We start from the raw sequence: 14,730 nt of genomic DNA on the forward strand, positions 1-14,730 counted from the left end.
CGGATCCGCATCGAGATCGACGGCGGGGTCAAGGTGGACAACATCGCCGCGATCGCGCTGGCCGGCGCGGATACCTTCGTCGCCGGTTCGGCCATCTACGAGGCCGGCCAGGAGAGCGACCCGCACCGTTACGATTCGGTGATCGCCTCCATGCGCGCGCAACTGGCGCGAGTATGACGATGATTGATGTCCGTGCCGTCCTGTTCGATCTCGACGGCACGCTGCTCGATACGGTCCCCGACCTGCATGCCGCCGTCTGCGGGATGCTTGCCGACCTCGGGCGGCCGGCGCTGCCGGAAGAAGCCGTGCGCCGCTACGTCGGGCGCGGCATTCCCAACCTGGTTAAACGCTCGCTGGCCGACTCGCTCGCTGCGGCCGACGACGATTCGCCGGCGCCTGCCGAAGCGCTGGCCAGTTTCCGGCGGCATTACGCCCGGGAGAACGGCCTGAGGACGCAACTGTTTCCTGGCGTGCGCGAGGGGCTGAACGCCATCCGGGCCAAGGGCCTGCCGATGGCGGTGATTACCAACAAGACCGAGGCGTTTACCGGCCCGCTGCTTGAAATGACCGGGCTCGCCCCGTATTTCCCGGTGGTGGTCAGCGGCGATACCTTGCCGAAGCACAAGCCGGATCCCATGTCGCTGATCTGGGCCTGCGGCCGCCTCGGCGTCTCGCCCGCCGAGGCGCTGTTCATCGGCGATTCGGTCAACGATTTCCTCGCCGCGCGGGCCGCGTGCTGCAGTGTTTTCCTGCTGCCCTATGGCTACAACGAAGGGCGCGACGTGCAGGAGCTGGCGTGTGATGCTATAGTTTCGAGCATCGAATCCGCCGCGGCCCTCATTCGCGGCACGACTGCATAATTAAGCGCATGAACGATTTCCTCCACAACCTGCATCTCGAGCCCGCATTCTGGGCGGAGGCGTGGCCCTGGCGACCCTGCCGGACAGCCTAGCTTTTGTTCCGGCGCGCCTGTGCGTGCCGTGTCTCGTCTTGCAGTTCCTGTTTGTGGAGTCGTTACATGAAAGAAGCCCAGTTCAATCAGCTCGCCGCTGAAGGTTACAACCGCATCCCCGTCACCCTCGAGACCTTCGCCGATCTCGATACCCCGCTCTCGATCTACCTGAAGCTGGCCAACGGCCCGTACACCTACCTGCTCGAATCGGTGCAGGGTGGCGAGCGTTTTGGCCGCTATTCGATGATCGGCCTGGCCAGCCCGACACGCATCGTCGTCAATGGCCCGCAGGTGTTGGTGCTGACCGGCAACCGCATCGCCGAGCGCGCCGAGAACGTCAATCCGCTCGACTTCATTGGTGACTATATGGCGCGTTTCCGCGCCGCGCCGCTGAAGGGCTTGCCGCGGTTCTGCGGCGGTCTGGTCGGCTGTTTTGGCTACGACACGGTGCGTTACGTCGAGCCACGCCTGGAAAAAGGGCGCAAGGCCGGCGAAATGGGTATTTCCGACATCCCCGACATTCAGCTGCTGCTCTCCGAGGAAATCGCCGTCGTCGACAACCTGTCGGGCAAGCTGACGCTGATTGTCTTCGCCGAGCCGGGCGTACCTGGTGCCTATCAGAAGGCGCAATCCCGCTTGAAGGAACTGCTCGCGCGCCTGCGTGAGCCGGTGGCGATTCCGGAAGAAAAACCTGTCGTTTCGCAGCCGGCCGTTTCGGTGTTCGGCGAGGAGCGCTTCAAGCAGGCTGTGCTCAAGGCCAAGGAGTACATTACCGAGGGCGACATCATGCAGGTCGTTCTTTCTCAGCGGATGAGCAAACCGTTCGGCGCGAGTCCGCTGGCGCTCTATCGCTCACTGCGTTCGCTCAATCCGTCGCCGTACATGTTCTATTTCGACTTCGAGGACTTCCACGTCGTCGGCGCCTCACCGGAAATTCTGGTACGTCTGGAAGGAGATACGGTCACGGTGCGGCCGATCGCCGGCACGCGCAAGCGTGGGGCGACGTTCGAGGAAGATCAGGCGCTGGCGACCGAACTGTTCGGCGACGAAAAGGAATGCGCCGAACACCTGCAGTTGCTTGATCTCGGGCGCAACGATACCGGCCGGGTTGCGCGCATCGGCACCGTCAAGCTGACCGAGAAGATGACCATCGAGCGCTATTCGCACGTAATGCACATCGTCTCCAACGTCGAAGGCAAGCTGCAGCCGGGGCTCGATGCGCTCGACGTGCTGAAGGCGACCTTTCCCGCCGGCACGGTTTCGGGCGCGCCGAAAGTGCGGGCGATGGAGATCATCGACGAGCTGGAACCGACCAGGCGCGGCATCTACGCCGGGGCCGTCGGCTACCTCGGTTTCCACGGCGACATGGACCTGGCGATCGCCATCCGTACCGCTGTGCTGAAGGACGGGAAGCTGCACGTTCAGGCCGGCGGCGGCATCGTCGCCGATTCGACACCGGAAGGGGAATGGCAGGAAACGCAGAACAAGGCAAAAGCGGTGCTGCGTGCCGCCGAATTGGCCGAGAACGGCCTCGATACCCGTTTTGAGTGAGGTGCCTGCCATGCTGCTGATGATCGACAACTACGATTCCTTCACCTACAACCTCGTCCAGTACTTCGGCGAACTCGGGCAGGATGTCAAGGTGTTCCGCAACGACGCGATCACCCTCGACGAAATCGCCCGGCTCGATCCCGAGTTTCTGGTCATTTCCCCCGGCCCCTGTGCGCCTGCACAGGCCGGCATTTCGCTGGCGGCGATCAAGGCCTTCGCCGGCAAGATTCCGCTGCTCGGCGTATGCCTCGGCCACCAGTCGATCGGCGAAGCCTTCGGCGGGCGCGTCGTGCATGCCAAGCAACTGATGCACGGCAAGGTGTCGCCAGTGCATCACACCAACGTCGGCGTGTTCCGTGGCCTTCCCAATCCGGTCATCTGCACGCGCTACCATTCGCTGGCGGTCGAGCGCGAAACACTGCCCGACTGCCTGGAAATCACCGCCTGGACCGACGACGGCGAGATCATGGGGATGCGCCACAAGACCTTGCCGGTCGAGGGCGTGCAGTTCCACCCCGAATCGATCCTGACCGAACACGGTCACGACATGCTGAAAAACTTCCTGACGAGGTAAGCCATGACCACGATTACTCCGCAACAGGCGCTGCAGCGCACCATCGAACACCGAGAAATCTTCTTCGACGAAATGCTCGACCTGATGCGCCAGATCATGCGCGGCGAAATTTCCCCGCTGATGACGGCGGCGATCATCACCGGCCTGCGCGTCAAGAAGGAAACCGTTGGCGAGATCACAGCCGCCGCGCAGGTGATGCGCGAGATGTCGACGCGCATCGAAGTCGCTGACAACTCGAATTTCGTCGATATCGTCGGTACCGGCGGCGACGGGGCTAACACCTTCAATATCTCCACGACGTCGATGTTCGTCGTCGCTGCCGCGGGCGCCAAGGTCGCCAAGCACGGGGGGCGCAGTGTGTCCTCGAAGTCGGGCAGCGCCGACGCGCTTGAAGCGCTCGGCGTCAATATCAACCTGACGCCGCAACAGGTTGGCGACTGCCTGGCGGCGACCGGCATCGGTTTCATGTTTGCGCCCAATCACCACGCGGCGATGAAGAACGTCGCGCCGGTGCGCCGCGAAATGGGCGTGCGTACCATCTTTAACATCCTCGGGCCGTTGACTAACCCGGCGGGTGCGCCGAATTCGCTGCTCGGCGTTTTCCATCCCGATCTCGTCGGTATTCTGGTGCGCGTGATGGATCGTCTTGGGGCGAAGCACGTGATGGTCGTGCACGGCAAGGACGGCATGGACGAAGTCTCGCTCGGCGCGTCGACGCTGGTCGGCGAACTGAAGGACGGCAAGATCAGCGAATACGAGATTCACCCCGAGGATTTCGGTCTGCGCATGTCCTCCAACCGCTCGCTGCGTGTCGAGGACGCCGCCGAATCGAAGGACGTGGTCCTGTCCGTGCTCGACAACGTGCCGGGAACGGCGCTGGAGATCGTCGTATTCAATGCCGGCGTGGCGCTCTATGTCGCCAATCGTGCCGAATCGATCGGGCAGGGTATCGCCATGGCCCGCGAGGCGCTGGCCAGCGGTGCCGCGCGCGCCAAACTCGACGAATTTGCCCGCTTTACCCAGGCCTGTGCGGCATGAACGGCATGAAAGGTATAAATGCGCCGGACATCCTGAAGCGCATTCTCGCCGTCAAGGCGGAGGAAGTCGCTAACGCGCAAGCGGCCAAGCCGTTGGCCGTCGTGTGCGACGAGGCACGGGCGCAGCCGCCGGCCCGTGGTTTCGTCGAGGCGATCCGCGGCAAGATCGCCGCCGGGCAGTCGGCGGTGATCGCCGAAATCAAGAAGGCCAGTCCCTCGAAGGGCGTGATTCGTGCCGACTTCCGGCCGGCCGAGATTGCCGCCGACTACGCGGCGCATGGCGCGGCCTGCTTGTCGGTGCTGACCGACCGGCAGTTCTTCCAGGGCGCGCCGGAGTATCTGCAGACTGCCCGGGCGGCTTGCGCCCTGCCCGTGCTGCGCAAGGATTTTCTCGTCGATCCGTATCAGGTCTATGAGGCGCGGGCGATGGGTGCCGACGCCATCTTGCTGATCGCCGCTGCGCTCGACCTGTCGGCGATGCAGGACCTCGAAGCTCTTGCCCGCGAACTCGGCATGGCCGTGCTCGTCGAGGTGCACGACGGCGATGAACTCGAGCAGGCGCTGCAACTTGGGACGCCGCTGCTCGGGATCAACAACCGTGACCTGCGCAGCTTCGACGTTACGTTGCAGACCACGCTCGATCTGTTGCCACGCATTCCTGCGGACAAGATCGTCGTGACCGAAAGCGGGATTCTCGCTCCGGAGGATGTGGCGCTGATGCGCTGCAACCAGGTCAATGCCTTCCTCGTCGGCGAAGCCTTCATGCGCCAGCCGAGTCCGGGGCAGGCGCTGGCGGCGCTGTTTGCCGCCTGACCGCTACACCCCGCCGGAAAATCCCCGCTGCCGCCAGGCCTCGAACACCGTCACCGCGACGGCGTTCGAGAGGTTGAGGCTGCGCTGGCCCGGCAGCATCGGCAAGCGCAGACGTCGTTCGGGCGGGAATTCGGCCATCACCTCGGGAGGCAGACCGCTTGTCTCGCGGCCAAACACAAAAACGTCGTCAGCTTCGAAGGCGATTTCGTCCGGTCGTGCCTGGCCGCGGGTGGTGACCGCGAACAGGCGTCGCCCCGCCAGTGCTGCGGTGCAATGCGCCCAATCCGGGTGGCGGAATACCCGGGCGAACTCGTGGTAATCGAGTCCGGCGCGCTTCAATGAGCGGTCTTCCCATTTGAAACCGAGCGGTTCGACGAGGTGTAATTCCGCGCCGGTATTGGCGCAAAGACGAATCACGTTGCCGGTGTTCGGCGGAATTTCAGGCTGGAAGAGGACGACGGCGGTCAAATAAAACTCCGGAATTCGATGTGAAAGAAGTCGCTTTTTGTATCGGGCGGTATTTTCCTCGAAAGTGCTTTCATCACGGAAGAACACGCGCGACGACCAGCAGCGTAATGTCCGTTGCACCGTGCAGCTTGAGCGTCCGGGCGCATTCGTCGAGCGAGGCGCCGGTGGTCATGACATCGTCGACAAGCAGGATTCGCTTGCCTGAAAGATCGCCGCCGCAATCGAATGCGCCGCGGATGTTGCCTTCGCGTTCGCGCCACGGCAGCGCGGCCTGCGTCGGAGTGTGCCGGACCCGCTGGCAGATTTTTGTGTCGATCGGCAGGCGCAGTTCCTTGGCCACGGGCCGGGCCAGTTCCAGTGCCTGGTTGAAGCCGCGTTCCTGCAGGCGCTTGGGGTGTAACGGTAGTGGAATGATCAGATCGGCGCAAACATCACGGGCACGCTCGGCGAGGTGCCTGCCGAAATACGGCGCCAGAGCCAGGCGGTGCGCGTACTTGAACGCCTGGATCAGCTTGTCTGCCGGAAAGCCGTAATTGAACAGCGCCAGTGTTCTGTCGTAGTGTGGCGGCCGCGACAGACAGCGGCCGCAGGTTTCAGCGGCGGACGTCGGCAGGGCGCAACACGGGCAGCATTCGGACGGCAGGCGCGGCAGGTCATCCTGGCAGGCAGGGCAGAGAATTTGATGGCCGCTTGCCTGTCCACAAAGCAGGCAGTCCTGCGTCAGCAGGGCGTCAACGGCACGGCGGACAAGGTTTCCCAGCGTGGCCGGACGGCGCCAGTTTTGCGTTAGAATGCCCATTTTTTAATCAACAGCGCGGGGCGGCGTTAGTCGGCTTCGGCACGTTTTGTTTCCGGTGGCTCTTCATGAATACAGTTTCTTCCGCAGCATCCCTGGCTCCCGCGGCGAATGCGCCGGCAACAAAATGGACCGTCTCGCAGGTCGAGGCACTTTACCAGATGCCGCTGATGGATCTGCTGTTCCGCGCGCATCAGGTGCATCGCGAGAATTTCGATCCCAACGAGGTCCAGCGTTCGGCGCTGCTGTCGATCAAGACCGGTGGCTGTCCGGAGGATTGCAGTTACTGCTCGCAGTCGGCCCGCTACAAGACGGACACTGAGCGCGAGGCGCTGATGCAGGTCGAGGAGGTCGTCGCCGCGGCGAAAGAGGCGAAAGAAAAGGGTGCCACGCGCTTCTGCATGGGCGCGGCCTGGCGCGGGCCGAAAGAGAAGGAACTGGAAGTCGTCACGCAGATGATCCGCGAGGTCAAGGCCTTGGGCATGGAAACCTGCGTCACGCTGGGCATGCTCAAGGACGGCCAGGCGGAGAAACTCAAGGACGCGGGCCTCGATTACTACAACCACAACGTCGACACCGACGCCGAGTTCTACGACAAGGTGATCACCACGCACAAACATGCCGATCGCCTCGATACGATTTCCCAGGTGCGCGCGGCCGGGATCAAGGTCTGTTCGGGCGGCATCCTCGGGCTCGGCGAATCGCGCCGCAACCGCGCCGCGATGGTCGCCCAGCTGGCCAACATGAACCCGCCACCGGAATCGGTGCCGATCAACAACCTTGTCGCCATGCCCGGCACGCCGCTGGCGGCGGAGGAGAAGATCGACAGCTTCGAATTCGTGCGCACCATCGCCGCGGCACGCATCACTATGCCGAAGAGCTACGTCCGCCTTTCCGCCGGGCGCGAGGTGATGTCGCCGGAAATGCAGGCGATGTGCTTCTTCGCCGGGGCCAATTCGATCTTCTACTGCGACAAGTTGCTGACGGCGAGCAACATGGCGACCAACGTCGACCAGCAGTTGTTCGACAAGCTCGGATTGAAGGCAGTTTGACGCCTTTCGTCGATCCGCAACAGGTCCGGCGCAACTTCGCGCGCGCGGCCGCCGGTTATGACGCCGTCGCCGTCCTGCAGCGCGAGATCGCCTCGCGCATGCTGGAGCGGCTCGATTACGTGAAGATCCAGCCCGGCAGGGTGCTCGATCTTGGCTGTGGCACCGGCGCCAGCCTGGCGGCGCTCGGCGAGCGCTACCCGCAGGCGGGAATTTCCGGCGTCGATGTTTCCGAACCGATGCTCCGCGTTGGCAACCGGCAGCGTTCCCGTCTGCGCTGGCTGGTGCCTTTCCTGCGCGGGCCGAAGAGCGCTGCGCTGCTGGCCGGCGATGCGCAGGCTCTGCCGCTGAAAAGCGGTTCGGCCGGTCTCGTCTGGTCCAACCTGATGCTGCACTGGCTGGTCGATCCGCTGGCCGGTTTGCGCGAAATGCTGCGCGTGCTCGAAGTCGGCGGGCTGCTCATGTTTTCCACTTTCGGCCCGGATACGCTGAAGGAACTACGCGCCTGCTTCGACGATGCGTACCCGCACACGTTGCGATTTGTCGATATGCACGACTACGGCGACATGCTGCTCGAATGCGGCTTCGCTGATCCGGTGATGGATGTCGAGCGGCTGACCGTGACCTATCCGTCGCTCGACGCGCTTTTCAGCGAATTGCGGCAAAGCGGCGCCGCTTGCGCGATGGGCGAGCGCCGGCGCGGCCTGATGGGCCGCCATGCCTGGCGCCAGGCCTGCGACCGCTACGAGCAGTTGCGTGCTGACGGACGCTTGCCGGCATCGTTCGAGATTGTCTACGGCCATGCCTGGAAGCCCGAGCCGCGCACGATCGCCGACGGGCGCACGGTGATCCGTTTCGATCCGAAGCAACGCTCGCGTTAGCAGTCGTCAGGCCGCGAGGCCGCGTGGATTTGTTATGATTCGGTGGTTTGGCCGTTCGGCCGATTTCGTTTTTTCACGTCCCCCAGGAACTCATCATGTTGCAGAAACTCGCCTCATTCGCCGGCATCAAGGGGCCGGTCGTCACGATCATCATGGACGGCTACGGTCTTCCGAAAACCGACGTCGGCAGCGCCATTGCCGCCGCCAAGAAACCGAACCTCGACCGCCTGTTCGCCAAATACCCGAACATCACCCTGCGCGCCCACGGCACGGCCGTCGGCATGCCGTCCGACGACGACATGGGCAATTCGGAGGTCGGACACAATGCCATCGGCGCGGGACAGGTGTATAGCCAGGGTGCTTCGCTCGTGGCTGACGCCATCGCCACCGGGGCTATCTGGCAGGGCGAAGCCTGGCAGCAGGTTGTCGCGGGCGCCAAGGCCGGTGCCAATGGCAAGCCGGGGGTACTGCATTTCATCGGCCTGTTCTCCGATGGCAACGTGCACAGCCACATCGATCACCTCAAGGCGATGGTGCTGCGCGCCAAGGAGGAAGGCGTCAAGACGGTGCGCGTGCATGTCCTGCTGGACGGACGCGATGTGCCCGAGACCAGCGCGCTCGAGTACGTCGAGCCGTTTGAAGCGTTCCTCGTCGAAGCCAACAAGGACGGCTTCGACGCACAGATCGCCTCGGGTGGCGGCCGCATGACCATCACCATGGATCGCTACGAAGCCAACTGGAGCATGGTCGAGAAAGGCTGGAATACTCATGTGCTCGGCAAGGGCGACCAGTTCGCCAGCGCGGCTGAGGCGGTCAAGGGACTGCGCGCCAAGTTCCCCGGCACGATCGATCAGGATCTGCCGGCTTTCGTCGTCGCCAAGGACGGCAAACCGGTCGGCACCGTCGAGGATGGCGATGCGGTGGTGTTCTTCAACTTCCGCGGTGACCGCGCGATCGAAATCACGCTGGCTTTCGAGCAGGCAGATTTCGCCAAGTTCGACCGCGTGCGCGTGCCCAAGGTCACCTACGCCGGCATGCTGCAGTACGACGGCGACCTGAAGCTGCCGCAGCGCTTTCTGGTGCCGCCGCCCGCCATTCAGGACACCATGGGCGAGTGGTTCTCCAAGGCCGGCATCGCGCAGTTCGCCTGTTCGGAAACGCAGAAGTACGGCCACGTGACCTACTTCTGGAACGGCAACCGTTCCGGCAAGTTCGAGGGCGAAACCTATCAGGAAGTGCTGAGCGACGTCGTTCCGTTCGAGCAGCGCCCGTGGATGAAGTCCGCCGAGATCGCCGATGCGATGATCGAAGCGCTGAAGAGCGGCAAGTACCGCACGTTGCGCTGTAATTTTGCCAACGGCGACATGGTCGGGCATACCGGGAATTTCCGTGCCGCGACGATGTCCGTTGAAGCCGTTGATCTTGCGCTCGGCCGCATCCTGCCGGTGATCGACGCGTTGGGTGGCGTGGCGCTGATCACCGCCGACCATGGCAATGCCGACGAGATGTACGAAATCGACAAGAAGACCAAGCAGCCGGCGCAGAACAAGGATGGCTCGTTCAAGGCCAAAACGGCGCATACGCTGAACCCCGTGCCGCTGATCCTCTACGACAACGTGACCGGCGGAAAACTCGGACTGAAGCAGACGGAAACGGCGGGTCTGTCCAATATTGCGGCAACGACGGCCAACCTGCTTGGCCTGGAAAAGCACGCCAAGTGGGACGAGAGTCTGCTCGAGATCAAGTAACCTCGATCTCGTGACGAAAAAAGCGCAGGCGACCGGCCTGCGCTTTTTTTCGTCCTGATCCGGACGCGTATCAGGTGGTGATGTACGTTTCCAGCTGGTTGATGATGAACTGCTGCTGGCTGATGACTTCCTTCACCACGTCGCCGATGGAGACGATGCCCAGAACCTGTTTTTTCTCATCGACGATCGGCAAGTGACGAATGTGTTTTTCGGTCATGATCGCCATGCATTTTTCCATGCTGGTGTCCGGGCTGACGCAAATGACCTTGCCGGTCATGATTTCGCTGACCTTGGTGTGTTTGGAGGCTTTGCCTTGCAGAATCACCTTGCGGGCATAGTCCCGCTCGGAAAATACGCCGCAAAGTTCCTTCCCGTCGAGTACCAGCAGGGCACCGACGTCATATTCGGCCATGATTTCGAGTGCGCGCAGCACAGTTTGATCGGGGGCAATGGAGGCGAGTGGGCGGGTCTTGCTGGAGATCAGTTGCTTGAGTGTTTTCATTTTTTCTCCTTTTGGCCTGGTTGGCACGCTAAAGCCTTGATCGCCGATCGCTCCTAGCGCAGTCCCGCAATGTAATCGGCGAGGGCCTTGATCTGCTTGTCGGAAAGCTTGTCGGCAATCGCTCTCATCATTCTTTCCGGGTCGTTCGACCGTTCCTCGCTGCGGAAGTTCTTGAGTTGCAGTTCGGTGTATTCCGCATATTGACCGGACAGGCGTGGATACTGGACCGGCAGGCCGGCTCCGGCCGGGCCGTGACAGCCCGCGCAGGCCGGGATGCCGCGGTCGAAGTCGCCTTTGCGCCAGAGGTGTTTCCCGGCTTCCACCAGTTTTTCGTTGCTGGCTGCCGATGGCTTGATCTTCTGTTGCGAGAAATAGACGGCCAGCGCCCGCATGTCCTCGGTGCTCAGCGCAGCGGTCATGCCGGCCATGATCGCGTTGTTGCGTATTGCCGGTTTTCCGTCCTCGGCCTTGAACTCCTTGAGTTGCTTGAAGAGATAATCGGCACCTTGCCCCGCGAGGATCGGATTGGCCGCTGTCGGGCTGTTGCCGTCGGCTGCGTGGCAGGCAACACAGACCGTTTCGGCGATCTTTCGCGCTTTCTCCAGATCCGGTTTTCCGGTCGCGGCATCCGCGGCGAGCGCATTGCAGCAGAGGGTGGCGAGGAGTGCGATGGCCGTGGTGCGGATCATTGGAAAGCTCCTGTTGATAAGCTGGTCCGGAGACGCCGATTCAAACCTGATATTCTATAGCACTTTATCCAAGCTCCACGCCGCCCTAAGGGGGCTCTTCATGTCGCTTTTCAAGAACGTCACATTTCATACCACGGTGGCCAGTCTAAACGATTTGCCTGCCGATTCCGTCTGCGAAATTGCCTTTGCCGGTCGCTCGAATGCCGGTAAATCATCGGCCATCAACACGCTGGCCAACCATTCGCGACTTGCGTTCGTTTCCAAGATGCCGGGACGGACGCAGCATCTTAACTACTTCCGACTCGTCGACGGCAAGTATCTGGTCGACTTGCCTGGCTACGGTTTTGCCAAGGCGCCGGCGGAGATCCGCGCCCAGTGGGAGGGGCTTCTCGCTCCTTATCTGATCCATCGTTCCGCGCTCGCCGGACTGGTTCTGATCATGGACAGCCGCCACCCGATGACGGACCTGGATGTGCAGATGATCGACTGGTTCGCACAGACGGGCAAGCCGATTCATATCCTGTTGTCCAAGGCCGACAAGCTGACGCGTACCGAGCAGGCGCAGGTCGTCCGGGCCGTACGGGAAGCTCTCTCGGCGCTGGACGGTCGCTGTTCGGTACAGTTGTTCTCCAGCCTGAAGCACACCGGGGTTGCAGAAGCGGAGAAGGTTCTCGGCGCCTGGCTCGGTCTCGATGTTACGGAGTGCGAGGCCGCGCCACCGGTCGTGAGCGGCCCTCCGGGCAAGGTGGCGCGTCCGCGGCAACGCAAGGTACAGGGATGGGCAGCACGCTCGGCTGGAAAGGAAAAAGAAAAGGAAAAGGCGGCGGCAAAAAATAAAAAGCCCCCAGTCGCATGACCGGGGGCAAAAATGCCTTACGGGGATGTAAGGCACCCGCTCAGGGAGATGAAGCGGGAGATGGTGCGTGCCATCTGCGCAATTTGAGCAGATGAGTGGAAGATAGTTCCCGAAATTTCTGGATGAAGAATAACGACGAGGCTGGATGATGAATATCAACGATGGGGATTTTCCTGCGAGGCGACTGCGGCGCATGCGTCGCGACGATTTTTCCCGGCGCCTGATGCGTGAGTCGGTCTTGTCGGCCGATGACCTGATCCTGCCAGTATTCGTCCTGGAAGGGCTCGGGCGGGTCGAGTCGGTAGCGTCGATGCCGGGTGTCGAACGTCAGAGTGTTGACCGTCTGCTGGTAACCGCCGAGCGCGCGCTGCAACTGGGCATTCCGGCGCTGGCATTGTTCCCCGTTGTCGATCCGTCGCTGAAGACCGCCGGTGCGGAAGAGGCCTGGAATCCCGATGGCTTGGTGCCGCGCGTGGTTGCCGCGTTGAAGAAGGAATTGCCGGAGTTGGGGGTGATCACCGACGTTGCACTCGATCCTTACACCAGTCATGGGCAGGATGGATTGATCGACGCGAATGATCCTCGCGGCTACGTCCTGAATGACGAGACGCTTGAAGCGCTGGCGAAGCAGGCACTCACTCACGCCCAGTCCGGCGCCGATGTCGTGGCGCCTTCGGACATGATGGATGGACGGGTGGGGCGGATCCGTTCTGCGCTGGACGCCGCGGGGCATATCCAAACGCGAATTTTGGCCTATTCGGCGAAATATGCGTCGAGTTTCTACGGGCCGTTCCGCGATGCGGTGGGCTCTGCGGGGAATCTGGGCAAGGGGAACAAGGCGACCTACCAAATGGATCCGGCCAACACCGACGAGGCGCTCCGGGAAGTGGCGCTCGACCTGGAGGAAGGTGCGGACATGGTGATGGTCAAGCCCGGGATGCCATACCTGGATATCGTGCGCCGGGTCAAGGAGACGTTCCGTGTCCCGACCTATGCTTACCAGGTCAGCGGTGAATTCGCCATGCTCAAGGCGGCTGCTCAGAATGGCTGGCTGGATGAGAAGGCCTGTGTTCTGGAGAGCCTGCTGGCGTTCAAGCGCGCCGGGGCCGATGGAATTCTGACCTATTTTGCGCTCGACGCCGCCGGCTGGCTCCGGCGTTCCACGTAGCGGTGCATGACGGCGCCGGCGCAAATGCTGGCGAACCACGCGGTCAGAATCCCGGCAAGCTCGATGCCCGGCGTATGCGGCGGGAAACGTTCAAAAACGGCATTGATGATCAGGCATACCGGGAAATGCACCAGAAATACCGAGTAGGAAATCTGTCCCAGCCAGCCGAGGAGCCGTGTTTGCGGCCAACTCGCGATAAAGCCGAAGCTGCGTGACAGGCCGAGCGCCACGGCGACGATCAGCGCGACCAGAATGCGCGAACGGAAGTCGATGACCAACGCTGTCGCCGCCATGGCGACGATGAGCAGCGCCCACCACGCGACGTGATTGCGGCGGGTCCCCCAGTAGGCTATGGCGCCCGAGCCGTAGGCGCCAAAGAAATAGATCGCCCAGTTGTCCCACGCCGGATTGCGGTTGAAGTGGAACAGCGAGGCGGCGATTAGTACGGTGACGCAGACGAGGCCGGCATTCCGGGCTAAAGGCGTAATCCGGCGCGCCAGCCAGAGAACGATCAGCAGGATGGCATATAGCTGGAAGTCGATGGCGATGTACCAGACCCCCGCCGAGAGACCGTCGAATCCGAGAATGCTCTGCAAGAGAAGCAGGTGAGCAACGACTTGCGCCAAGGTGGGCGCGGGCGGGATCGACTCGTGCGTGATCAGCGATCGTGCAATCGCGGCAGCGGCGATTGCCAGCGCGAGGGCGAAGAAATACGGAATGGCGAGCTTGAGATAGCGCCGCCAGAGAATCTGCCCGAGCGGCTTGTCGGTCAGGCGTCCGTCGCGAGCCAGCGCCTGCGCGGCCAGAAAGCCGCCCATGACGAGAAAGGCCTGCACGGCGATCCGCGCATGTTGGGAAAGCCAGGAAAACAGTCCGGGCGAAAGCGTTTGCGCGTAATCGGACATGGGTCCGTAGAAGGCGAGATGATGCAGAACGATCAGCTGTGAGGCGACGGCTTTGATCGCGTCGATGAAATGAAGGCGCTGCGGAGCGTTGCGGGTGTCGTTCATGCGGAACGCTGACTCAGGCAGGCGACGAGAAGCATCGGCCATTGCACCGGCCAGTCGACCAGCGGTTCGCGGACGAAGCCGCTTTTTGCGTACTGCTGCCAGCGTCCGATGACGTAGCAGAGCAGAAGATTGGCCAGCGCGCCGAAATCCGCATCGGGAGAAAGGCGGTCCTGTGTCGCTGCGACGCGGAGAGCTTGCTTGATCGACGCTTCGACCTTGTCCAGCAACTGGTTGATGCGTAATTGCAGGCGTTCCTTTTCATTGACCAGCGCATCGCCGATCAGCACCCGGGTCATGCCGCGGTTACGTTGGGCAAATCCCAGCAGCAGGGCGACGATGTGCTCGACCTGGTGCAAGCCATCCGTTTCTTCCGCCGTTATCCGGTTGATGACACTGAACAGGCTGCTTTCGATGAATTCGATCAGCCCCTCGAACATCTGGGCCTTGCTGGCGAAGTGGCGATAAAGTGCTGCCTCCGAACACTCCAGTTGTGCAGCCAGCGCCGCCGTGGTGATCTTCTCGCCCCGCGGGGCCTCGAGCATGGCCGCCAACGTCTGCAGGATCTGCAGGCGTCGCTCGCCGGGCTTGGTCGTCATTCCCGTTCCCTGTCTGTTTGGGTTGTTCTGGCTTCTGTCG

Annotated in this window: 16 protein-coding genes and 1 pseudogene; 11 read left to right on the forward strand and 6 right to left on the reverse strand. The window is 62.3% G+C overall.

Annotation, left to right across the window (positions count from 1 at the left end; genetic code table 11):
* The 6 genes and pseudogenes from BO74_RS13400 to trpC form a co-directional block, all read left to right on the forward strand.
* Positions 1 to 177, forward strand: a pseudogene (locus tag BO74_RS13400) (ribulose-phosphate 3-epimerase); the annotation flags it as partial.
* 2 nt (positions 178 to 179) lie between these two features.
* Complete coding sequence (locus tag BO74_RS13405; protein ID WP_496442877.1) at positions 180 to 860, forward strand: phosphoglycolate phosphatase; 681 nt, start codon at positions 180 to 182, stop codon at positions 858 to 860.
* A gap of 158 nt (positions 861 to 1,018) precedes the next feature.
* A complete protein-coding gene (gene trpE / locus BO74_RS13410; protein ID WP_496442878.1) occupies positions 1,019 to 2,503 on the forward strand; it encodes an anthranilate synthase component I in 1,485 nt (494 codons plus the stop codon).
* 10 nt (positions 2,504 to 2,513) lie between these two features.
* Complete coding sequence (locus tag BO74_RS13415) at positions 2,514 to 3,077, forward strand: aminodeoxychorismate/anthranilate synthase component II (RefSeq protein ID WP_496442879.1); 564 nt, start codon at positions 2,514 to 2,516, stop codon at positions 3,075 to 3,077.
* 3 nt (positions 3,078 to 3,080) lie between these two features.
* Positions 3,081 to 4,115 (forward strand): anthranilate phosphoribosyltransferase, encoded by a 1,035-nt coding sequence (trpD, locus tag BO74_RS13420; RefSeq protein ID WP_496442880.1) that lies wholly within the window; start codon positions 3,081 to 3,083, stop codon positions 4,113 to 4,115.
* Positions 4,112 to 4,927, forward strand: a complete 816-nt coding sequence (gene trpC / locus BO74_RS13425; protein WP_496442881.1) for an indole-3-glycerol phosphate synthase TrpC — start codon at positions 4,112 to 4,114, stop codon at positions 4,925 to 4,927. The genes trpD and trpC overlap by 4 nt, the downstream gene beginning before the upstream one ends.
* 3 nt (positions 4,928 to 4,930) lie before the next feature.
* Here trpC and BO74_RS13430 read toward each other — a convergent pair whose 3' ends face one another.
* Positions 4,931 to 5,395, reverse strand: coding sequence for a tRNA (cytidine(34)-2'-O)-methyltransferase (locus BO74_RS13430; RefSeq protein ID WP_496442882.1), 465 nt, complete (start codon positions 5,393 to 5,395; stop codon positions 4,931 to 4,933).
* Between the two features lie 73 nt (positions 5,396 to 5,468).
* On the reverse strand, positions 5,469 to 6,194 hold the full coding sequence (locus tag BO74_RS13435) for a ComF family protein (RefSeq protein WP_496442883.1): 726 nt from the start codon (positions 6,192 to 6,194) through the stop codon (positions 5,469 to 5,471).
* A gap of 65 nt (positions 6,195 to 6,259) precedes the next feature.
* Between BO74_RS13435 and bioB the strand changes: the two genes are divergently transcribed.
* From bioB to gpmI, 3 genes are all read left to right on the forward strand, one after another.
* On the forward strand, positions 6,260 to 7,243 hold the full coding sequence (bioB, locus tag BO74_RS13440) for a biotin synthase BioB (protein ID WP_496442884.1): 984 nt from the start codon (positions 6,260 to 6,262) through the stop codon (positions 7,241 to 7,243).
* Complete coding sequence (gene bioC / locus BO74_RS13445) at positions 7,240 to 8,121, forward strand: malonyl-ACP O-methyltransferase BioC (protein WP_496442885.1); 882 nt, start codon at positions 7,240 to 7,242, stop codon at positions 8,119 to 8,121. The genes bioB and bioC overlap by 4 nt, the downstream gene beginning before the upstream one ends.
* A 95-nt stretch (positions 8,122 to 8,216) precedes the next feature.
* Complete coding sequence (gene gpmI, locus BO74_RS13450) at positions 8,217 to 9,869, forward strand: 2,3-bisphosphoglycerate-independent phosphoglycerate mutase (RefSeq protein ID WP_496442886.1); 1,653 nt, start codon at positions 8,217 to 8,219, stop codon at positions 9,867 to 9,869.
* 70 nt (positions 9,870 to 9,939) lie between these two features.
* On the opposite strand, the gene BO74_RS13455 is transcribed toward gpmI, so the two are convergent.
* Entirely contained in the window at positions 9,940 to 10,371 is a 432-nt protein-coding gene (locus BO74_RS13455; RefSeq protein WP_496442887.1) for a CBS domain-containing protein, read from the reverse strand.
* Positions 10,372 to 10,424: 53 nt separating this feature from the next.
* Positions 10,425 to 11,060, reverse strand: a complete 636-nt coding sequence (locus BO74_RS13460; protein WP_496442888.1) for a c-type cytochrome — start codon at positions 11,058 to 11,060, stop codon at positions 10,425 to 10,427.
* Here BO74_RS13460 and yihA point away from each other — a divergent pair.
* Together yihA and hemB are read left to right on the forward strand one after the other, a co-directional pair.
* Entirely contained in the window at positions 11,041 to 11,916 is an 876-nt protein-coding gene (gene yihA, locus BO74_RS13465) for a ribosome biogenesis GTP-binding protein YihA/YsxC (protein WP_496442889.1), read from the forward strand. The two genes, BO74_RS13460 and yihA, sit on opposite strands and share 20 nt — an antisense overlap.
* A 148-nt stretch (positions 11,917 to 12,064) precedes the next feature.
* On the forward strand, positions 12,065 to 13,084 hold the full coding sequence (gene hemB / locus BO74_RS13470) for a porphobilinogen synthase (protein ID WP_496442920.1): 1,020 nt from the start codon (positions 12,065 to 12,067) through the stop codon (positions 13,082 to 13,084).
* Here the strand turns inward: hemB and BO74_RS13475 are convergent.
* Entirely contained in the window at positions 13,039 to 14,094 is a 1,056-nt protein-coding gene (locus BO74_RS13475) for an acyltransferase family protein (protein ID WP_496442890.1), read from the reverse strand. The two genes, hemB and BO74_RS13475, sit on opposite strands and share 46 nt — an antisense overlap.
* Complete coding sequence (slmA, locus tag BO74_RS13480) at positions 14,091 to 14,690, reverse strand: nucleoid occlusion factor SlmA (protein ID WP_496442891.1); 600 nt, start codon at positions 14,688 to 14,690, stop codon at positions 14,091 to 14,093. Before slmA ends, BO74_RS13475 begins: the two co-directional genes overlap by 4 nt.
* Positions 14,691 to 14,730 lie beyond the last annotated feature (40 nt).

The sequence above is a fragment of the Propionivibrio pelophilus DSM 12018 genome (assembly GCF_059569095.1).

Excerpts from the sequence above, each read along its gene's own strand:
- BO74_RS13405 (WP_496442877.1), top strand. The coding sequence starts at position 180 with ATGATTGATGTCCGTGCCGTCCTGTTCGATCTCGACGGCACGCTGCTC.
- trpE (WP_496442878.1), top strand. The coding sequence starts at position 1,019 with ATGAAAGAAGCCCAGTTCAATCAGCTCGCCGCTGAAGGTTACAACCGC.
- BO74_RS13415 (WP_496442879.1), top strand. The coding sequence starts at position 2,514 with ATGCTGCTGATGATCGACAACTACGATTCCTTCACCTACAACCTCGTC.
- trpD (WP_496442880.1), top strand. The coding sequence starts at position 3,081 with ATGACCACGATTACTCCGCAACAGGCGCTGCAGCGCACCATCGAACAC.
- trpC (WP_496442881.1), top strand. The coding sequence starts at position 4,112 with ATGAACGGCATGAAAGGTATAAATGCGCCGGACATCCTGAAGCGCATT.
- BO74_RS13435 (WP_496442883.1), bottom strand. The coding sequence starts at position 6,194 with ATGGGCATTCTAACGCAAAACTGGCGCCGTCCGGCCACGCTGGGAAAC.
- bioB (WP_496442884.1), top strand. The coding sequence starts at position 6,260 with ATGAATACAGTTTCTTCCGCAGCATCCCTGGCTCCCGCGGCGAATGCG.
- gpmI (WP_496442886.1), top strand. The coding sequence starts at position 8,217 with ATGTTGCAGAAACTCGCCTCATTCGCCGGCATCAAGGGGCCGGTCGTC.
- BO74_RS13455 (WP_496442887.1), bottom strand. The coding sequence starts at position 10,371 with ATGAAAACACTCAAGCAACTGATCTCCAGCAAGACCCGCCCACTCGCC.
- yihA (WP_496442889.1), top strand. The coding sequence starts at position 11,041 with ATGGCCGTGGTGCGGATCATTGGAAAGCTCCTGTTGATAAGCTGGTCC.
- BO74_RS13460 (WP_496442888.1), bottom strand. The coding sequence starts at position 11,060 with ATGATCCGCACCACGGCCATCGCACTCCTCGCCACCCTCTGCTGCAAT.
- hemB (WP_496442920.1), top strand. The coding sequence starts at position 12,065 with ATGAATATCAACGATGGGGATTTTCCTGCGAGGCGACTGCGGCGCATG.
- BO74_RS13475 (WP_496442890.1), bottom strand. The coding sequence starts at position 14,094 with ATGAACGACACCCGCAACGCTCCGCAGCGCCTTCATTTCATCGACGCG.
- slmA (WP_496442891.1), bottom strand. The coding sequence starts at position 14,690 with ATGACGACCAAGCCCGGCGAGCGACGCCTGCAGATCCTGCAGACGTTG.